We start from the raw sequence: 15853 nt of genomic DNA, 5'->3' as shown, positions 1-15853 counted from the left end.
ATCCAACTGCGCCTAACCGATCCTTCGGATGCGGTAAGGCTCCATATCCTTCTCCCCCAGGGGGAGAAGGTCGATCTTGGTGCCACCGTTACCGAAATCTTCAGCATTTCCGGGCAGAAACTGCGGCAAATCTTAGCCTCATAAGGACTGCCTGTTCATGCCCGTCGACACCAAGCAGAAGGTTTCCGTCATCGGCCTTGGCTATATCGGCCTGCCGACCGCAGCCCTGATCGCGCGTGGCGGCGCGCAGGTGGTTGGCGTGGACGTGTCCGCCCATGTCGTGGAAACCGTCAATTCCGGCCGGGTGCATATCGAGGAAGTCGATCTTGACGGACTGGTGCAAGGCGTCGTCGCGCGCGGCAATCTGCGCGCCAGCCTGGAGGTCGAGGAAAGCGACGTGTTCATCATCGCCGTGCCGACCCCGGTGGCGGAAGATCGCGCGCCCGACATCAGCTATGTCCTGAAAGCCGCGCGCACGATCGCCCCGGTGCTGAAGGCGGGCGACACGGTGATTCTGGAATCCACATCGCCTGTCGGCACGACCGAAGCGATGCGCGATGTCATCGGCACGATGCGCCCCGACCTCAAAATGCCCGGCAAGGGCGTGCAGGGCGACATCGCCATCGCCTATTGCCCGGAGCGCGTTCTGCCCGGCCGTATCCTGGTCGAGTTGATCGACAATGATCGCTGCATTGGCGGCATCACGCCGCGTTGCGCGCGCAAGGCGCTGGGCTTCTATCGCCAGTTCGTGCGCGGCGCGTGCATCACCACGACGGCCCGCGCGGCGGAGATGGTCAAGCTGGTCGAAAACAGCTTCCGTGACGTCAATATCGCCTTTGCCAATGAATTGTCGGTGATCGCGGAGAATATGGACATCGACGTGTGGGAAGTGATCCGGCTGGCCAACCGCCATCCGCGCGTCAATATCCTTTCCCCCGGTCCCGGCGTCGGCGGCCATTGCATCGCGGTCGATCCCTGGTTCATCGTCCATGGCGACCCGGAAAATGCCCGCATCATCCGCACCGCGCGCGAAGTGAATGACGGCAAGACCGACTATGTCGTGGCCAAGGCGTCTGACATGATCGATGCCTTTGCTGGCGAGGATGTTGCCTGCCTGGGCCTGGCGTTCAAGGCGAATATCGACGATTTCCGCGAAAGCCCGGCAGTCAAGGTCGCCGCGCGGCTGGCCCGTCGCTATGGTCGCCGGATCAAGCTGGTCGAACCCTACGCCCATGCCCTGCCGATGGAATTTGCCGGGACGGGCGCGGAACTGATCGATCTCGATACGGCTCTGGAACAATGTGGCGTGTTTGTCATTCTTGTCGATCATGACATGTTCAAATCTGTCCCCGTCGATGAACGTGTCGGCAAGGCCGTTTATGACACCCGCGGCATCTGGCCCGATCAGCCACGCCGCTTCGCCGAACCGGCGCCGGGGCGCGTCGCCGTCTGACGACCGGCCATCGGGCGCGACCCGTCGCGCCTGTGGTTGCCTTCGTCGTGCCGCACCGCTACCCCCCGGCCTCAATCGGGCCATAAGGGGGCAGAAGTGCAGATGACCATCAGGCAGATCTATGCCGCGATGAGCGGTTGCGCGTTGCTGTCTGCCTGCGCGAGCGTCGAGCCGGCACCGCGCGGTGACGAGGCCTATGCGATCATTCCGCCAGCGCCCGCCATCGGCATGGATTATCGCCTGTCCCCCGACGATTTGCTGCGCATTCAGGTCTATCATGAGCCGGACCTGTCGCTGGAGGATGCGCAGGTGAGCGCTGCTGGCATGGTGCGGATGCCGCTGATCGGGGATGTGCCGGTTGCCGGCCTGTCATCCGGCGATGCGGCAGACCTGATCGCCGATCGGCTGGGCCAGCGCTATCTGGTGTCGCCGCAAGTCACCATATTCGTGAAGAAGGCGGTCGGCCGCCGCATCACCGTGGACGGGGAAGTGCGGGAACCGGGCCTGTTCCCGGTCGACGGGCGCCTGACGCTTAGCCAGGCGGTGACGCTGGCCAAAGGGCCGACCCGGCTCGCCAGCCTCTCGCAAATCATTGTCGTGCGGCAGATTGACGGGGAACGGCAGGCCGCGATGTTCGATCTTGCCGCTATTCGCCGGGGCAAGGCCGCCGATCCCGAAATCCTGCCCGGCGATATGATCATTGTCGGCCTGTCGCGGGCGAAGGCGATATTGGGCGGCACCTTGCTGGCCGCGCCGGCGCTGGCCGCCGGGTTCATTGCCCTGGACGGGAAGAATTGATGAGCGGACCGGACACCATGGCGTCTGACGGAATCGTGCTGGGCGAGGGCCGCGCCGCCCGTTTCGCGGCCGCCACCCGCCACGGCTGGGCCGTGCTGCGCCGCCATCGCGTCATCCTGTTCGTCACCATGGCGTTGTGCCTGCTGGCGGGCGCGCTGATCATCCTGATGTCCACCCCGGACTATCGTGCCACGGCATCAGTCGAGGTGCAGGACGTGCCAGCGGGCGCCGCCGGGTCAAATGCGCAGGCCGCGACCCATGGTGCGCCGGGCGACATCGAATCGCTGATGCAGACCGAACTGGAGGTGCTGCGCAGCCGGGCGTTGGCCGAAGAGGTCGCGCGCGATCTGGCGCTGGTCGGCACCCCTACATTTTTTGCGGGCATGGACCGCAAGCGCCCGACCGAAGGCGCAGGCAGCCTGACCCAGCGGCAGGTCGAACAGGATATGGTGGTGCGCCTGCTGCGCGACAATCTGGAGGTCGATCTGCCCGGCAAGTCGCGCGTTCTGCGCATCAGCTTCGTCAGTGCGGACCCGGTCCTGTCCGCGCGCGTCGCCAACAGCTATGCCGACAGCCTGATCCGCGCGGACCTGAAGCGCGGCTTTGAATCGGGCGTGCAGGCGCGCCGCTTCCTGCTGGGCGAACTGGACGGGGCGCGCAAGGATCTGGCGCGGGCCGAGCGCGATCTGGCGGTCTATGCCGCACGCACCAGCGGGGTGACGGACGATGGCGATGATACGCAGCGCCCGCCGCAAGGCACGATCGCCGCGCGTCTCGCCCAGTTAAACGCCTATCGCGCGCAGGCGCTGGCGGATCGGATCGCGGCGCAGAAGCGGTGGGAGGGCGCACGTCGCGCCAGTCCTGAAACGCTGCCCGAAGTGCTGGGCAATGGCGCGATGCAGAGCCTGATGACGAGCCGCGCCGAAGCGCGCGCCGCCATTGTCGAGGAACGGCAGTTCCGCAAGGATGCCCATCCCGACATGCGCGAGGCGCGCGCCCGTCTGGCGGCGCTGGACGATCAGGCGGAGGCGATGGCGAACACCATTCGCGCGTCGCTGCGCGAACAATATGAGGTTGCGGTGCATGGCGAAACCCAGATTGCGGCCGAAATCGCCGATCTGGAGCGGCAGGCGCAGGCCGAACGCGGGCGTGACGTGCAGACGGGCATATTGGAACGGTCTGTCGATACCTACAGGATGCTGCATGACAGCCTGCTCCAGCGCTATCGCGACATGGCGTCGCAGGCGGGGTTTCAGGCCGGTCGCATCCAGCCGCTCGATCGCGCAGCCGTGCCGACCCGGCCCTTTTCGCCGCGCATCGGCATGACATTGCTGCTGGCGTCGCTGGGCGGGATGGCATTGGGCCTGCTGCTGGTCGCGGCGCGGCACATGTTCGATGATGCTGTAACGTCCGCCGATACGCTGACCGAACGGGTCGGTCTGCCGCTGCTGGGGTCGGTGCCGGTGACGGGCGACGCCCCGCAGCCGGTCGATATTTTCACGCCGCTTGCGTCGTCGCTGCTGCTGGCGTCGGCGGACGGCCTGCCGCGCTCGATCCTCGTCACCAGCGCGCAGGAGGGGGAGGGCAAGTCGCTGACCCTGCATGCGCTGGCTCTGGCCTTGGCGGGCCTGGGCAAACGGGTGCTGGTGGTGGATGGCGACATGCGCCGCCCGGTCCAGCACAGCCTGTTCCGCCTGCCAGCCGGTCGCGGCATCAGCGCTTTGCTGACCGGGCAGGCCAGCGCCGAAGAGGTTATCGTGGAAACCGGCACGTCTGGCGTGGCGCTGCTCCCCTGTGGCGCGGTGCCGCCCAATCCGGCCGAACTGCTGGCGACCCCGGCATTCGAAGCGCTGCTACTGGCCGTGCGCGACAGTTATGACGCGGTGCTGATAGACGCCCCGCCGATCCTGGGCGGGACCGATACGCTGCTGCTGGCGGGCAGGGTGCAGGCCAGCCTGCTCGTCGTCGAATGGGGGCGCAACCATCATGGTGGCCTGCGCGCCGCCGTGGACCGCCTGCGCCGGGCAGGCGGCACGATCATCGGCGCGATCCTGACCAAGCAGCAGGGGCGGGCAATGGAATATGATTATCACCGCGGCGGGTGAGGGAAATGCAAATATCCGTTCGAAACGAACGGAGGCTGTGTTAAATCGCCATCAGGCCCGCGCCATCAGTCCTTCGACCAGGCCGTCGAACAGGCGCTTGCCATCGGTCGCGCCAAGGGCAGTCTCGATCACCCGTTCGGGGTGCGGCATCATGCCCAGCACATTGCCCTTGTCGTTCAATATGCCCGCAATGTTGCGCGCCGAACCGTTGACATTCTCCGCATAGCGCAGCGCGACCCGGCCTTCGCCTTCCAGCCGGTCGAGCGTCGCGTCGTCGGCGAAATAATTGCCGTCATGATGCGCGACCGGATAGGAAATCGTCTCGCCCGCTGCGTAGCGGCTGGTGAAGGCGCTCTGCGCATTGTCGACCGTCAGCGCGACGTCGCGACACACGAAATGCCCACCGGCATTGCGCAGCAGCGCGCCGGGCAGCAGGCCGCTTTCGGTCAGCACCTGAAAGCCGTTGCAGATGCCCAGCACGAACACGCCGCGATCGGCCGCCTGCGCCACCGCCTGCATCACCGGCGACCGCGCCGCCATGGCGCCGGACCGCAGATAGTCGCCATAGGAAAAGCCGCCGGGCACGCCGATCAGGTCGATGTCGTCGGACAGTTCGGTATCGCGGTGCCACACCATGGCTGGCTTCGCGCCGGTCGCAGCCTCGAACGCCACCGCCAGGTCGCGGTCGCAATTGCTGCCCGGAAAGACGATGAGGGCGCTCTTCATGGCTCAGGCGACCTTTTCGATGCGGTAGTTTTCGATCACCGTATTGGCGAGCAGCTTGCGGCACATGCCGTCAATATCCTCGTCACTGGTGCCATCGGCCAGGTCCAGTTCGATCAGCTTGCCCGCGCGCACGTCATTGACGCCGTCAAAGCCCAGGCCTTCCAGCGCATGGTGGATCGCCCGGCCCTGCGGATCGAGGACACCGCCCTTGAGGGTGACGAAAATGCGGGCTTTCATGAGCGGCGAACTCCTTGAGACGGACAGGGCCGAACCGTGCGGTCCGGGGGATCGACTTTGCCGCTCCCCTAGTCCCGGTGTGGCGGGGTGGCAAGCCATTATGCTTTTGTTAGCATCTCATCCGATACTGTCATGGCGCAGAAATCCGGGGGGAGCATTAGGCATGTCCGGGGTGGCGCTGGCGATGTTTGTCGGGCTGTTCGCTTGGGGGCAACAGATTGTGGGCTATGACGACCCGCATGGAAAGGTGCAGCTTGCCCTGCTCGCGACCTTCAGCCTGGGCCTGACGATCGGCTATCGCGCCAGTCGCTGAGCGTCTTTTTCAATGCCAATTGCCTGTCCCTTGCGCTAGGCGAAGCGCTATGGACCCCGATTATCTCTATTACGCCTGCGCCTTCATCGCCATGGCCATATCGGGCCTCGCCAAGGGCGGCTTTGCCGGGGTCGGCGCGCTGGCCATGCCGATCATGGCGCTGGGTGTGGACCCGGTACGCGGCGCGGCCATAATGCTGCCCATCCTGATCGTGCAGGACGCCGTCAGCGTCTGGGCATTCCGGAAAAGCTGGGACGGCCATATCTTGCGGGTGATGCTGCCCGGCGCGGCGGTCGGCGTGACGCTTGGCTATCTGTTTGCCGCGCAAGTGCATGAAACCACGGTTCTGGGCGCGCTGGGCGCGATTTCGATCGTGTTCGGACTGCAACGGCTATGGGTCGAGCGGGGCGGGGCGATCGTGTTGCCGTCCACATCGCCCGATTGGGTGGGCATGCTGCTCGGCGTCGCCAGCGGCTTTTCCAGCCAGATCGCCCATGCCGGTTCGCCCCCGTTCCAGATGTGGGTGCTGCCCAGGCGCCTGCCGCGCGACATGCTGGTCGGGACCACGGCGGTCGCCTTCGCGGTCATGAACTGGATGAAGGTGCCCGCCTATGCCGCGCTGGGGCAATTCACGCGTGGCAATCTGACGGCGACCGCCATGCTGCTGCCGGTCGCGATCGTTGCGACGCTGGCGGGCGTCGCGCTGGTGCGGCGGGTGGATGCTGCGCGCTTCTACACGCTGATCTATGTGCTGATGGTGCTGCTGGGCATCAAGCTGGTTGCCGATGCGCTGATGGCGTAACCCATAACCGTCATGCCGGACTTGATCCGGCATCCAAGGCGGCTTTGCGCCAACTCTGGATCCTGACTTGCGTCAGGATGACGGCGGATCGAAGGATTTATTCCTTCTCGCGCTTCTTGCGATGCGTGTCGAGGTCCAGCACCGTGGTGTCCCGCCCTTCGGGCAGCAGGCCCAGGCGGCGCGCCACTTCCTGATAGGCTTCCACTTCGCCGCCCAGATCGCGACGGAAACGGTCCTTGTCCAGCTTCTCGTTGGTCGCAGCGTCCCACAGGCGGCAGCCATCGGGGCTGATCTCGTCGGCCAGGATGATGCGGCTGTAATCGCCGTCATAGAGGCGACCGAACTCCAGCTTGAAGTCGATGAGGCGAATGCCGATCCCGGCGAACAGGCCGCACATGAAGTCGTTGATGCGGATCGCCATGTCGGCAATGTCGTGCATCTCTTCCTGCGTCGCCCAGCCAAAGCAGGCGATATGCTCTTCGGAAATCAGCGGGTCGCCCAGCGCGTCATCCTTGTAGCAATATTCGATCAGCGTGCGGGGCAGTTGCGTGCCTTCCTCGATCCCCAGCTTCTTGCTGAGCGACCCGGCGGCAACGTTGCGCACGACGACTTCGATCGGCACGATCTCCACCTGACGCACCAGCTGCTCACGCATGTTGAGGCGGCGGATGAAGTGGGTCGGTACGCCGATCTGGCCGAGCAGCGTGAAGATATGCTCGGAAATCCGGTTGTTGAGCACGCCCTTGCCGGAAATCGTGCCCTTCTTCTGCGCGTTGAAGGCGGTTGCGTCATCCTTGAAATATTGGATGATCGTGCCCGGTTCCGGGCCTTCATAAAGGATCTTTGCCTTGCCTTCGTAAATCTGGCGGCGACGGGCCATGCGCGTTCCTGTCTGGTCAAAAATACTGCGCCCCGACAATCGCGAATCGAGAAGGATCAGCGGGTGCCGGGGCTGCTTGGGCCTCGCCCATAGAACAAAGCGGGCGGAGGTGCAATTGGTGCGGCCCTTACAGCACGTCGCCGAACATCGCCCATAGCAACGCTATCCACGCCACCATACCGATCGCGCCGATGATGACGCCTGATCGGGCGCGCAGGGTTGCGGCCAAACCGCGCGGCTCATCATCATCATCGATCATGCGCCGTTGTTAGCTGTCCGCAGCTTCCGGCTCAACCCGCGCCGTATCGCGATCCACCGCCATCAGTCGCCCGGTAAAGCATTGCCGCCACCAGCTGATGTCCTGCTTTTCAACGCTATCCATCATGGCGCGCCAGCGACGCTTGCGTTCATCCAGCGGCATGGCGAGCGCGCGCAGGATGGCGTCGGACATTTCCTCCGGGCTGTAGGGATTGATCAGCAGCGCGTCCTTGAGCTGCATAGCGGCCCCGGCAAAGCGGGACAGGATCAGAACGCCCGGATCCTCCGGGTCTTGCGCCGCGACATATTCCTTGGCGACCAGGTTCATGCCATCGCGCAACGGCGTGACCAGCCCGATCTTGGCGCTGCGATAAATGCCGGCGAGCTTGTCGCGCGGATAACCCTGGTTGACGTAGCGGATGGGCGTCCAGTCCACATCGCTATATTCGCCATTGATCCGCCCGGCGAGGGAATCGAGCGCGGCGCGTATCTGCTGGTAGCTTTCGACTTCGCCGCGCGAAGGCGGCGCGACCTGGGTCAGCAAAACCTTGCGATGCTGGTCGGGATGGTCCTTCAGAAAGCGGGCATAGCCGTTGAACCGCTCCTCCAGCCCCTTGCTATAGTCCAGCCGATCGACGCCGACGATCATCGAGCGGTCCTGAAGCGAGGCGCGTATCTGCCGGAGCATGTTCTGTGCAACCTCGCTTTCGGCCGCTTCGGCAAATTCCTTCGCGTTGATCCCGATCGGGCAAGCGACCGCCTGGATCGTCCGGTCGCCAACGGTGATGAAATCGCCGTTCACCGTACCACCCATCTCCCGCTCGGCATAATGGCGGAAGGATTCGAGCCATTCTTCGGTATGGAACCCTACGACATCATAGGCGAACAAGGTGCTGACCAGCTTGCTGTGATGGGGCAGCGACACGAGCAATCGCGTGGGTGGCCAGGGGATGTGGAGGAAAAAACCGATCTTGTTGCGGTGGCCGCGGTCACGCAGCATCTGGCCCAGCGGGATCATGTGATAATCATGAACCCAGATGACGTCCTCCGGCTCGATCAGCGGCGCGGTTGTATCGGCAAAGCGCTGGTTGACCCGGTTATAGCCGCCCTCGAAATCGCGGGCATATTCGGCCAGATCAATGCGGAAGTGGAAGAGCGGCCACAGCGTCTTGTTGGCGTACCCGTTATAATATTCGTCGACATCCTGTTCTTCCAGGTCGATCGTCGCAGTCTTGACCCCGTCATCCTCGTAAAAGCCGATATGGCCAGTGAAATTATCGGTGATTTCGCCCGACCAGCCGATCCATGTCCCCCGGCTTTCCCGCAATGCCTGCGCCAGCGCGACCGCAAGTCCGCCCTGATTGCCCGACTTGTTGGGTCGGGACACGCGGTTGGAAATGACAATCAGGCGACTCATCGCATCACGCTCCAGGGTTTGCTCAACAAGACGGCGCAGTTGATGATGCCGACGAGCGAATAGGTTTGAGGATAATTGCCCCACAATTCCCCGGTCACAGGATCAATATCCTCGGACAATAATCCTGCGGCGGTGCGTCGGCTCAGCATCTCTTCGAAAAGGGTGCGGGCTTCTTCCGTACGACCGGTGCGATGCAGTGCTTCGATCAGCCAGAAGGTGCAGACGTTGAACGCAGTCACCGGCTCGCCGAAATCGTCGGGCGCGCTGTAGCGCAGCATGTCATTGCCACGCCGCAAATCCGCCTCCAGAGCGGCCAATGTGCCGGTGAACATGGGATCATCCGCGCTCAGGAAACGCAGGTCGAGCAGTTGCAGCAGCGATGCGTCGCGCGAATCATCCTCGAAATTCGCCGATATGGCCTGGCTGTCCTCTCGCCACGCCGCATCGATGATGCGCGCCTTCATCGTGTCGGCGCGGTTCTGCCAGTGCGCAGCGCGCAACGGCAGGTCCAGCGCCAGCGCGGCATGGGCCAGCCGGTCGCACGCCGCCCAGCACATCACCGCACTATAGCTGTGGACATGGGTGCGATTGCGCAGTTCCCACAAACCCGCATCCGGCTTGTCATAGACGCTCCAGGCCCGCTCGCCCACGGCCTCCAGCGCCTCGAAATCGGCATGACCCGCCATGCGCAGCAACCGCCAGTCGATAAAGCCCTGCACCGACGACAGGACGATCTGGCCATAGGCGTCATGCTGGATCTGGCTGTAGGCGGCATTGCCGACCCGCACCGGGCCCATGCCGCGATAGCCGGGCAGTTCGTCCGCTTCCCATTCGGTCAGCGTGGCGTTGCCGCGCACGTCGTAAAGCGGCTGGATATGCCCGCCCTTTGCGCCATCGACGATGTTGCGCAGATAGACCAGATAGGTTTCCAGCACATCCAGCGCGCCCAGCCGGTTGAGTGCTTCGACGGTATAATAAGCGTCGCGCACCCAGCAGTAGCGATAGTCCCAGTTGCGACCCGAATCGGCATGTTCGGGTATGCTGGTCGTCAGCGCCGCGACAATCGCGCCAGTTTCTTCATGCTGGCACAGTTTGAGTGTGATCGCGGACCGGATGACCGCTTCCTGCCATTCCGCCGGGATGGCGAGGCCGCGCACCCACAGGCGCCATTCCTCCACCGTGTCGTCCAGCATCCGCTGGAGCGCCGGGCGCAAGGCGTCCGAAAATCCTTCGTCAGGCCCCATGAAGAAATGGGCGTCCTGCTCCAGCCGGAACCAGCTTTCCTGCGCGATCAGGCCGATCGGCGCGTCGGTCGACACCCGCATCGCCATGTAGGACAGGACCATGCGGATATGGTTGGAGCCGTAATTGATCGGCACCTTTTCCGCATTCCAGGCCGTCGTCGGGCGCAGGCGCACTCTTATGCGCGGCGATCCGGCCACCGGGCGCGCGATCCGGGCGAAGGCGACCGGGCGATACATGCGGCCCTTATGCTTGTGGCGGGGGCAAAAATCGAAAATTTCGATGACGTTGCCCTGCGTGTCGCTCTGGCGCGTGACCAGAACGGGGGTGTTGCGCAGATAATATTGCTCCACCGCAACGCAATTTTCCAGTTCGATCGCCCAGAAACCGATCGCGGCGTCATCATCCCAATCAGCATCGTCGAGCAACGCGGAAAAGACGGGATCGCCGTCGACCCTGGGAACGCAGGCCCATACCATCCGACCGGCCCGATCGATCAGCGCCGATGCCTGGCAATTGCCAATCGGCCAGAGGTCCAAATTGCGGGCGTTGCCGCCCAATATTGGGTGAGTATTGCTGTTTATCGCACTGCCCCTAATGCTTTTTGGCAAATTGAGGGGGCACGGATCATGCGAGCCGTGCAACCCCCTCTCGCAGATAATGCCTGACGGCGGCAACCTGTTCCAAATTATATGCCGCTCGCGTTTGTCGCACAGGTCCGACCAATATGCCAACCCCGCCCAGTTCGACGGCGGCGGCAAAGCCTTCCTCGTCGGTCACGTCGTCGCCGATAAAGACCGGCACACCGCCCGCCATTGGCCCCTGCGCCATCAGCGCATGGACCGCGCTGCCCTTGTCCGCGCCACCGGGCCGCAATTCATAAAGCATCTTGCCCTGCTGAAGCGCCAGACCGTCCTGATCGGCCCATTGGCGGGCCAGCGCATGCGCGGCATCCTGCCAGGCAGGGGCACCGCGATAGTGCAGCCCGACGCTGATCGATTTGCGTTCGACCAGCACGCCGGGCTTGTCGGCGGCAAAGGCGTTGAAGGCGGCTTCGGCATCATCGATTGCCGCGAGGCGCGCTGGCGCGGCGATGGCGCCGCCGGGGCGGGCAAATTCCAGCCCATGGGTGCCAGCCAGCAGGAAGTCGGCAAAGCCCAGCGCGCGCAGCGTTTCGATCGACCGCCCGCTCACGATCGCCAGTCGCCCGTCCAGCCTTTCCCGCAGCGCCAGGAGCAACTGCACCAGTCCATCATCCACAATCACCCCGTCGGGGGTGTCGGTAATGGGCGTGAGCGTCCCGTCAAAATCGAGGAACAGCGCCGCGTCGGTCAACAAGGCGGGCGGGGGCGGGGGGAGGGGATGATCTGACACGGGCGCAAAGTGGCGCTTTACCGCCAATTCGCAACCCCTGTTGTGTAGCCCCTTGTCGTTTTTACGCGCCGCACCGGCTGTCATCGGACCAGGGGGCCGACCAATGGATTGAATGCAGCACGCGAAATGCCTGCATGATCCGTGCAATCAGCCGGTCGATCCCGGCGCTGGCTTCGCGATGATGGTCCGTCCACAACCGGGCGTCATACTGGTCGCGCATGGTCGCGATCCTTTCGATTGAAATGGTGCATGTGTGCGAAGCGACCAATGCGCCTGTTCCGTAACGACATCCAACAAAAGCATGGACAGTGATAATAAGCTCCCCTTATGGAAAGCCATGTCCGCCCTGCCTCCGCTCTCCGCCGTTCGGGTGTTCGAAGCCGCTGCCCGGATCGAAAATTTCACCGCCGCCGCGCAGGAACTGGGCATGACCCAGGCGGCGGTCAGCTATCAGGTCAAGTTGCTGGAGGACCGGCTGGGGCTGAGCCTGTTCCAGCGCGCCGGCCGCCGGGTGCTTCTTACCGACAAGGGACGGGAAATCGCGCCGGTCATCATCCGCGCTTTCGACCAGATGCGGCAGGGCTTTGCCGCTCTGGCGCAGGATCATTCGATGGTCCTTACCATCAGTTGCACCAATAGTTTCGCCCATCTCTGGCTCGCCCCCCGGATCGGCGCGTTCCAGATGCGTCATCCGGGGCTGGCGGTTCGCATCCAGGCCGAGGACGCGGTGGTCGATCTTGCCCGCACCGGCGTGGATCTGGCGATTCGCGGCGGGAAGGGCAATTGGCCGGGGCTGGAGGCACGGCTGTTGACGCACAACCGCCTGGCGCCGATGTGCAGCCCGGCCTGGCTGGCGCGCCATGGCCCGGTCGCCGATGCGCAGGCGCTTCATGCCCTGCCGCGCCTGTCGCCCGACGATATGTGGTGGCATGAATGGTTCGCGGCCATGGGGGTGGAGGCCGATCCGGCAGGCGGGCCGCCGGGCATCGCGCTCGACAGCCAGGTGATGGAAGGTCGTGCCGCGATCGGGGGGCAGGGGATCGCCATCCTGAACCTGTTTTTGTGGAAGGCGGAGGTGGAGGCGGGCCTGCTGGTCGAAGCCATGCCATCCTATGTCCGCGAGATCGCGAGCTACTGGATCGTCTATCCGCCCCACGCTCGCAACACGCCCAAGGTGAAGGCGTTTCGCGACTGGATCAGCGCCGAATTTGCCGCCGCCATCGCCGATGACCCGCAGGGACGCTACTTGCCCCGTGACGAATGATGCGTATGTTCATGCGCATGTTTCATGAAGGAGTTGGTTGTGACCAGGCATGAACGGATCGGGACGCGAAAGGCGACCAACCTGTCGCTGGATGTGGCGCTTGTCGCAGAGGCGCGGGCGTTGGGAATCAACTTGTCCCGCACCTGTGAAGACGCGCTGGCCAAGCAAATCGCCGCCGAACGCGGACGCCGCTGGCAAGAGGAGAATGCCCAGGGTATTGCTGCTTCCAACGCCTATGTCGAAAAACATGGCCTGCCGCTCGAAAAATATCGCATGTTCTAATGGCAAGATTTAGCGCGCATCGCCTGTCCGACGGTAGTTGGGTTCTGGATTGCCAGGCCGATTTGCTCGATCATCTGACGACCCGATTCGTTGTACCGCTCATCCCCATTGCCGACGTTGGCACACCCATGGCGCGCCTTAATCCATATTTTCAGATTGAAGGCGAAACGCTGGTCATGATGACCCAGTTTGCGGGGGCGGTTCCGGCCCGGTCGCTTGGGCAGCCGGCCTTGTCGCTGCACGATCATCAGGACGTGATAGCCGCCGCGCTGGACATGCTGCTGGTGGGATTTTAACGCTGCGGTTCGATCCCGGCCAAATCTCCGTTTCCGTTTCGTCCCCGTGCTGCTATCCCGCGCGTAATGACCGATTTTCGCGATCCTTTCGACAATATCAAGGACCATCCGTTCGACGCGGCGCTGTCGCAGCGTTATCTCGTCTATGCCCTGTCCACCATTACCGCGCGGTCCTTGCCGGATTTGCGCGACGGGTTGAAGCCGGTGCATCGCCGCCTGCTCTGGGCGATGCGGCTGCTCAGGATGGAGCCGTCCGGCGCGTCGGCCGACGTGCTGGTCGCCAACCCTGCCCGCAACGGCACAAGCTACAAGAAATGCGCCCGCGTCGTGGGCGACGTCATCGGCAAATATCACCCCCATGGCGACAGCAGCGTCTATGACGCCATGGTTCGGCTGGCGCAGGATTTCGTCCTGCGCACGCCATTGGTCGACGGGCAGGGCAATTTCGGCAATATCGACGGCGATAATGCCGCCGCGATGCGCTATACCGAAGCGCGCCTGACCCAGCCTGCCGCCGACCTGATGGCGGGGCTGGACGAAGGTACGGTCGATTTCCGCCCGACCTATAATGGCGAGGATGAAGAGCCGGAGGTGTTCCCCGGCCTTTTCCCCAACCTGCTTGCCAATGGTGCCAGCGGCATTGCGGTGGGCATGGCCACCAGCATACCGCCGCATAATGTGACCGAAATACTCGATGCCGCCAGCTTGCTGATCGACAATCCCGATACGGATCATGCGGCGTTGATGGCAGTGGTAAAGGGACCGGACTTCCCCACTGGCGGCGTGCTGGTGGATAGTCCCGCAATCATTGCGGAAGCCTATGCCACGGGGCGCGGCGCGTTCCGCACCCGTGCGCGCTTTTCGACCGGCAAGGATGATCAGGGCGTCTGGGAACCGACCGGCATAGAGAAATTGAGCGGCGGCACCTGGCAGTTGATCGTCAGCGAAATTCCCTATCAGGTGCAGAAGGGCAAGCTGATCGAGCAGATCGCGGCCCTGATCAACGACAAGAAGCTGCCGATTCTGGAAGATGTGCGCGATGAAAGCGATGAGACGATCCGCATCGTCATCACGCCTAGGAACCGCAATGTCGATCCGCAGGTGCTCAAGGACAGTCTCTACCGACTGACCGATCTGGAAAACCGCTTTCCACTCAACCTGAACGTGCTGGACGCCACCCATACGCCGCGCGTTCTGGGGTTGCGCGCGGTGCTGATCGAATGGCTAAAGCACCAGATCGACGTGCTGGTCCGGCGCGCGCAGCATCGCCTAGCCAAGATCGCCGATCGGCTCGAACTGCTCGATGGCTATATCATCGCCTATCTCAACCTTGACCGGGTGATCGAGATCATCCGTACGGAGGATGAGCCAAAGCTGGTGATGATGGACGAATTTGCCCTGACCGACCGGCAGGCCGAAGCCATTCTCAACATGCGCCTGCGGTCTCTGCGCAAGCTGGAAGAGATGGAATTGCGCCGCGAACATGCCGATCTGGTGGCGGAGCAGGAGGATCTGCAAAAGCTGGTCGAAAGCCCGCAGCGCCAGCGGACCAAGCTGAAGCGCGACATTGCCGCGCTGCGCAAGCGCTACGGCCCCGACACGGCCCTTGGCCACCGCCGTACATTGGTGGAGGAAGCCGGGCCCGCACGGGACATCCCGCTGGAGGCGATGATCGAGCGCGAACCGATCACCGTCATTCTGTCCGAACGCGGCTGGATCAGGGCGATGAGCGGCCATCGCGATCTGGCTGCCGCCGATACGCTCAAGTTCAAGGAGGGCGACGGTCCGCAATTCGCGTTCCACGCCTACACCACCGACAAGCTGCTGCTCGCGACGTCCACCGGGCGCGTCTATACGCTGGGATCGGACAAGCTGCCGGGCGGGCGCGGCTTTGGCGATCCGGTGCGGTCGCTGGTCGATATGGACAATGAAGGCGCGATCGTCGCCTTCATGCCCGCACGGGCTGGCACGGAATTGTTACTGGCCTCTTCCGACGGGCGCGGTTTCATTGCGGCGGTGGCGGAGATCATGGCGGAAACGCGCAAAGGGCGTCAGGTCGTCAATGTCCGCACCGGCGCCAAGCTGGCTGTCATCCGCCCGGTCGCGCCGGGGTCGGACAGCGTGGCCGTGATTGGCGAAAACCGCAAATTGCTCGTTTTCTCGCTCGACGAAATGCCCCGCATGGCGCGTGGGCAGGGCGTGCAGATGCAGCGCTATCGCGATGGTGGTCTGTCGGACGCCATCACTTTCCGCCTGGCCGATGGACTTAGCTGGGCGATGGGGGGCGAGACCGGGCGGATGCGGACCGAATCGGACATGACGCCGTGGAAAGTGGCGCGCGGTGCGGCTGGCCGCATGCCACCCACCGGGTTTCCGCGCGACAATCGCTTTTAATGACCATTTTTT

General features: G+C 63.7%; 17 protein-coding genes. 9 read left to right on the top strand and 8 right to left on the bottom strand.

What is annotated here, in order from left to right; genetic code table 11:
• Positions 1 to 157 precede the first annotated feature (157 nt).
• The 3 genes from wecC (at position 158) to IWY39_RS03505 (ending at position 4356) form a co-directional block, all read left to right on the top strand.
• The gene (gene wecC / locus IWY39_RS03515) at positions 158 to 1453 is read left to right on the top strand and encodes a UDP-N-acetyl-D-mannosamine dehydrogenase (RefSeq protein WP_107124649.1); all 1296 of its coding nucleotides are present in this window, start codon (positions 158 to 160) and stop codon (positions 1451 to 1453) included.
• A gap of 102 nt (positions 1454 to 1555) precedes the next feature.
• Positions 1556 to 2251, top strand: coding sequence for a polysaccharide biosynthesis/export family protein (locus IWY39_RS03510; RefSeq protein WP_107124648.1), 696 nt, complete (start codon positions 1556 to 1558; stop codon positions 2249 to 2251).
• Positions 2251 to 4356, top strand: coding sequence for a GumC family protein (locus IWY39_RS03505; RefSeq protein ID WP_409994375.1), 2106 nt, complete (start codon positions 2251 to 2253; stop codon positions 4354 to 4356). Before IWY39_RS03510 ends, IWY39_RS03505 begins: the two co-directional genes overlap by 1 nt.
• Before the next feature lie 51 nt (positions 4357 to 4407).
• Here IWY39_RS03505 and purQ read toward each other — a convergent pair whose 3' ends face one another.
• The gene (purQ, locus tag IWY39_RS03500; RefSeq protein WP_107124647.1) at positions 4408 to 5082 is read right to left on the bottom strand and encodes a phosphoribosylformylglycinamidine synthase subunit PurQ; all 675 of its coding nucleotides are present in this window, start codon (positions 5080 to 5082) and stop codon (positions 4408 to 4410) included.
• Positions 5083 to 5085: 3 nt separating this feature from the next.
• A complete protein-coding gene (gene purS / locus IWY39_RS03495; protein WP_017182327.1) occupies positions 5086 to 5319 on the bottom strand; it encodes a phosphoribosylformylglycinamidine synthase subunit PurS in 234 nt (77 codons plus the stop codon).
• 163 nt (positions 5320 to 5482) lie between these two features.
• Here purS and IWY39_RS03490 point away from each other — a divergent pair, with 163 nt between their 5' ends.
• Entirely contained in the window at positions 5483 to 5632 is a 150-nt protein-coding gene (locus tag IWY39_RS03490; RefSeq protein ID WP_019053721.1) for a hypothetical protein, read from the top strand.
• Between the two features lie 49 nt (positions 5633 to 5681).
• A complete protein-coding gene (locus tag IWY39_RS03485; RefSeq protein WP_107124646.1) occupies positions 5682 to 6434 on the top strand; it encodes a sulfite exporter TauE/SafE family protein in 753 nt (250 codons plus the stop codon).
• Between the two features lie 97 nt (positions 6435 to 6531).
• Here IWY39_RS03485 and purC read toward each other — a convergent pair whose 3' ends face one another.
• From purC to IWY39_RS03460, 6 genes are all read right to left on the bottom strand, one after another.
• Positions 6532 to 7314 (bottom strand): phosphoribosylaminoimidazolesuccinocarboxamide synthase, encoded by a 783-nt coding sequence (gene purC / locus IWY39_RS03480; RefSeq protein WP_107124645.1) that lies wholly within the window; start codon positions 7312 to 7314, stop codon positions 6532 to 6534.
• 127 nt (positions 7315 to 7441) lie between these two features.
• Complete coding sequence (locus tag IWY39_RS24290) at positions 7442 to 7573, bottom strand: hypothetical protein (protein WP_261376052.1); 132 nt, start codon at positions 7571 to 7573, stop codon at positions 7442 to 7444.
• A 9-nt stretch (positions 7574 to 7582) separates the two neighbouring features.
• The gene (gene otsA, locus IWY39_RS03475; protein WP_107124644.1) at positions 7583 to 8989 is read right to left on the bottom strand and encodes an alpha,alpha-trehalose-phosphate synthase (UDP-forming); all 1407 of its coding nucleotides are present in this window, start codon (positions 8987 to 8989) and stop codon (positions 7583 to 7585) included.
• Entirely contained in the window at positions 8986 to 10770 is a 1785-nt protein-coding gene (locus IWY39_RS03470; protein WP_261376053.1) for a glycoside hydrolase family 15 protein, read from the bottom strand. Before IWY39_RS03470 ends, otsA begins: the two co-directional genes overlap by 4 nt.
• Before the next feature lie 88 nt (positions 10771 to 10858).
• Positions 10859 to 11569, bottom strand: coding sequence for a trehalose-phosphatase (gene otsB, locus IWY39_RS03465; protein ID WP_107124643.1), 711 nt, complete (start codon positions 11567 to 11569; stop codon positions 10859 to 10861).
• Positions 11570 to 11666: 97 nt separating this feature from the next.
• The gene (locus IWY39_RS03460; protein WP_019053725.1) at positions 11667 to 11825 is read right to left on the bottom strand and encodes a hypothetical protein; all 159 of its coding nucleotides are present in this window, start codon (positions 11823 to 11825) and stop codon (positions 11667 to 11669) included.
• Positions 11826 to 11942: 117 nt separating this feature from the next.
• Here IWY39_RS03460 and gcvA point away from each other — a divergent pair, with 117 nt between their 5' ends.
• The 4 genes from gcvA (at position 11943) to parC (ending at position 15841) form a co-directional block, all read left to right on the top strand.
• Complete coding sequence (gene gcvA / locus IWY39_RS03455) at positions 11943 to 12869, top strand: transcriptional regulator GcvA (protein WP_181316715.1); 927 nt, start codon at positions 11943 to 11945, stop codon at positions 12867 to 12869.
• Between the two features lie 24 nt (positions 12870 to 12893).
• On the top strand, positions 12894 to 13151 hold the full coding sequence (locus tag IWY39_RS03450) for a type II toxin-antitoxin system CcdA family antitoxin (protein WP_107124642.1): 258 nt from the start codon (positions 12894 to 12896) through the stop codon (positions 13149 to 13151).
• Positions 13151 to 13447 carry a CcdB family protein gene (locus IWY39_RS03445; RefSeq protein ID WP_017182316.1) on the top strand — a complete coding sequence of 99 codons (297 nt, stop codon included), beginning with the start codon at positions 13151 to 13153 and terminating at the stop codon, positions 13445 to 13447. Before IWY39_RS03450 ends, IWY39_RS03445 begins: the two co-directional genes overlap by 1 nt.
• Before the next feature lie 66 nt (positions 13448 to 13513).
• Positions 13514 to 15841 (top strand): DNA topoisomerase IV subunit A, encoded by a 2328-nt coding sequence (gene parC / locus IWY39_RS03440; RefSeq protein ID WP_107124641.1) that lies wholly within the window; start codon positions 13514 to 13516, stop codon positions 15839 to 15841.
• The last annotated feature ends 12 nt before the right edge of the window (positions 15842 to 15853 follow it).

Source organism: Sphingobium sp. JAI105, from assembly GCF_015752145.1.
Classification (GTDB): domain Bacteria; phylum Pseudomonadota; class Alphaproteobacteria; order Sphingomonadales; family Sphingomonadaceae; genus Sphingobium; species Sphingobium xenophagum.
Note: the sequence above shows the minus strand (reverse complement) of the source record. Positions and strands in the feature narration are given on the sequence as shown.

What these genes read in the sequence shown, in the direction of transcription:
- wecC (WP_107124649.1), top strand. Translation starts at nt 158, where the DNA reads ATGCCCGTCGACACCAAGCAGAAGGTTTCCGTCATCGGCCTTGGCTAT.
- IWY39_RS03510 (WP_107124648.1), top strand. Translation starts at nt 1,556, where the DNA reads ATGACCATCAGGCAGATCTATGCCGCGATGAGCGGTTGCGCGTTGCTG.
- IWY39_RS03505 (WP_409994375.1), top strand. Translation starts at nt 2,251, where the DNA reads ATGAGCGGACCGGACACCATGGCGTCTGACGGAATCGTGCTGGGCGAG.
- purQ (WP_107124647.1), bottom strand. Translation starts at nt 5,082, where the DNA reads ATGAAGAGCGCCCTCATCGTCTTTCCGGGCAGCAATTGCGACCGCGAC.
- purS (WP_017182327.1), bottom strand. Translation starts at nt 5,319, where the DNA reads ATGAAAGCCCGCATTTTCGTCACCCTCAAGGGCGGTGTCCTCGATCCG.
- IWY39_RS03490 (WP_019053721.1), top strand. Translation starts at nt 5,483, where the DNA reads ATGTCCGGGGTGGCGCTGGCGATGTTTGTCGGGCTGTTCGCTTGGGGG.
- IWY39_RS03485 (WP_107124646.1), top strand. Translation starts at nt 5,682, where the DNA reads ATGGACCCCGATTATCTCTATTACGCCTGCGCCTTCATCGCCATGGCC.
- purC (WP_107124645.1), bottom strand. Translation starts at nt 7,314, where the DNA reads ATGGCCCGTCGCCGCCAGATTTACGAAGGCAAGGCAAAGATCCTTTAT.
- IWY39_RS24290 (WP_261376052.1), bottom strand. Translation starts at nt 7,573, where the DNA reads ATGATCGATGATGATGATGAGCCGCGCGGTTTGGCCGCAACCCTGCGC.
- otsA (WP_107124644.1), bottom strand. Translation starts at nt 8,989, where the DNA reads ATGAGTCGCCTGATTGTCATTTCCAACCGCGTGTCCCGACCCAACAAG.
- IWY39_RS03460 (WP_019053725.1), bottom strand. Translation starts at nt 11,825, where the DNA reads ATGCGCGACCAGTATGACGCCCGGTTGTGGACGGACCATCATCGCGAA.
- gcvA (WP_181316715.1), top strand. Translation starts at nt 11,943, where the DNA reads ATGTCCGCCCTGCCTCCGCTCTCCGCCGTTCGGGTGTTCGAAGCCGCT.
- IWY39_RS03450 (WP_107124642.1), top strand. Translation starts at nt 12,894, where the DNA reads ATGAAGGAGTTGGTTGTGACCAGGCATGAACGGATCGGGACGCGAAAG.
- IWY39_RS03445 (WP_017182316.1), top strand. Translation starts at nt 13,151, where the DNA reads ATGGCAAGATTTAGCGCGCATCGCCTGTCCGACGGTAGTTGGGTTCTG.
- parC (WP_107124641.1), top strand. Translation starts at nt 13,514, where the DNA reads ATGACCGATTTTCGCGATCCTTTCGACAATATCAAGGACCATCCGTTC.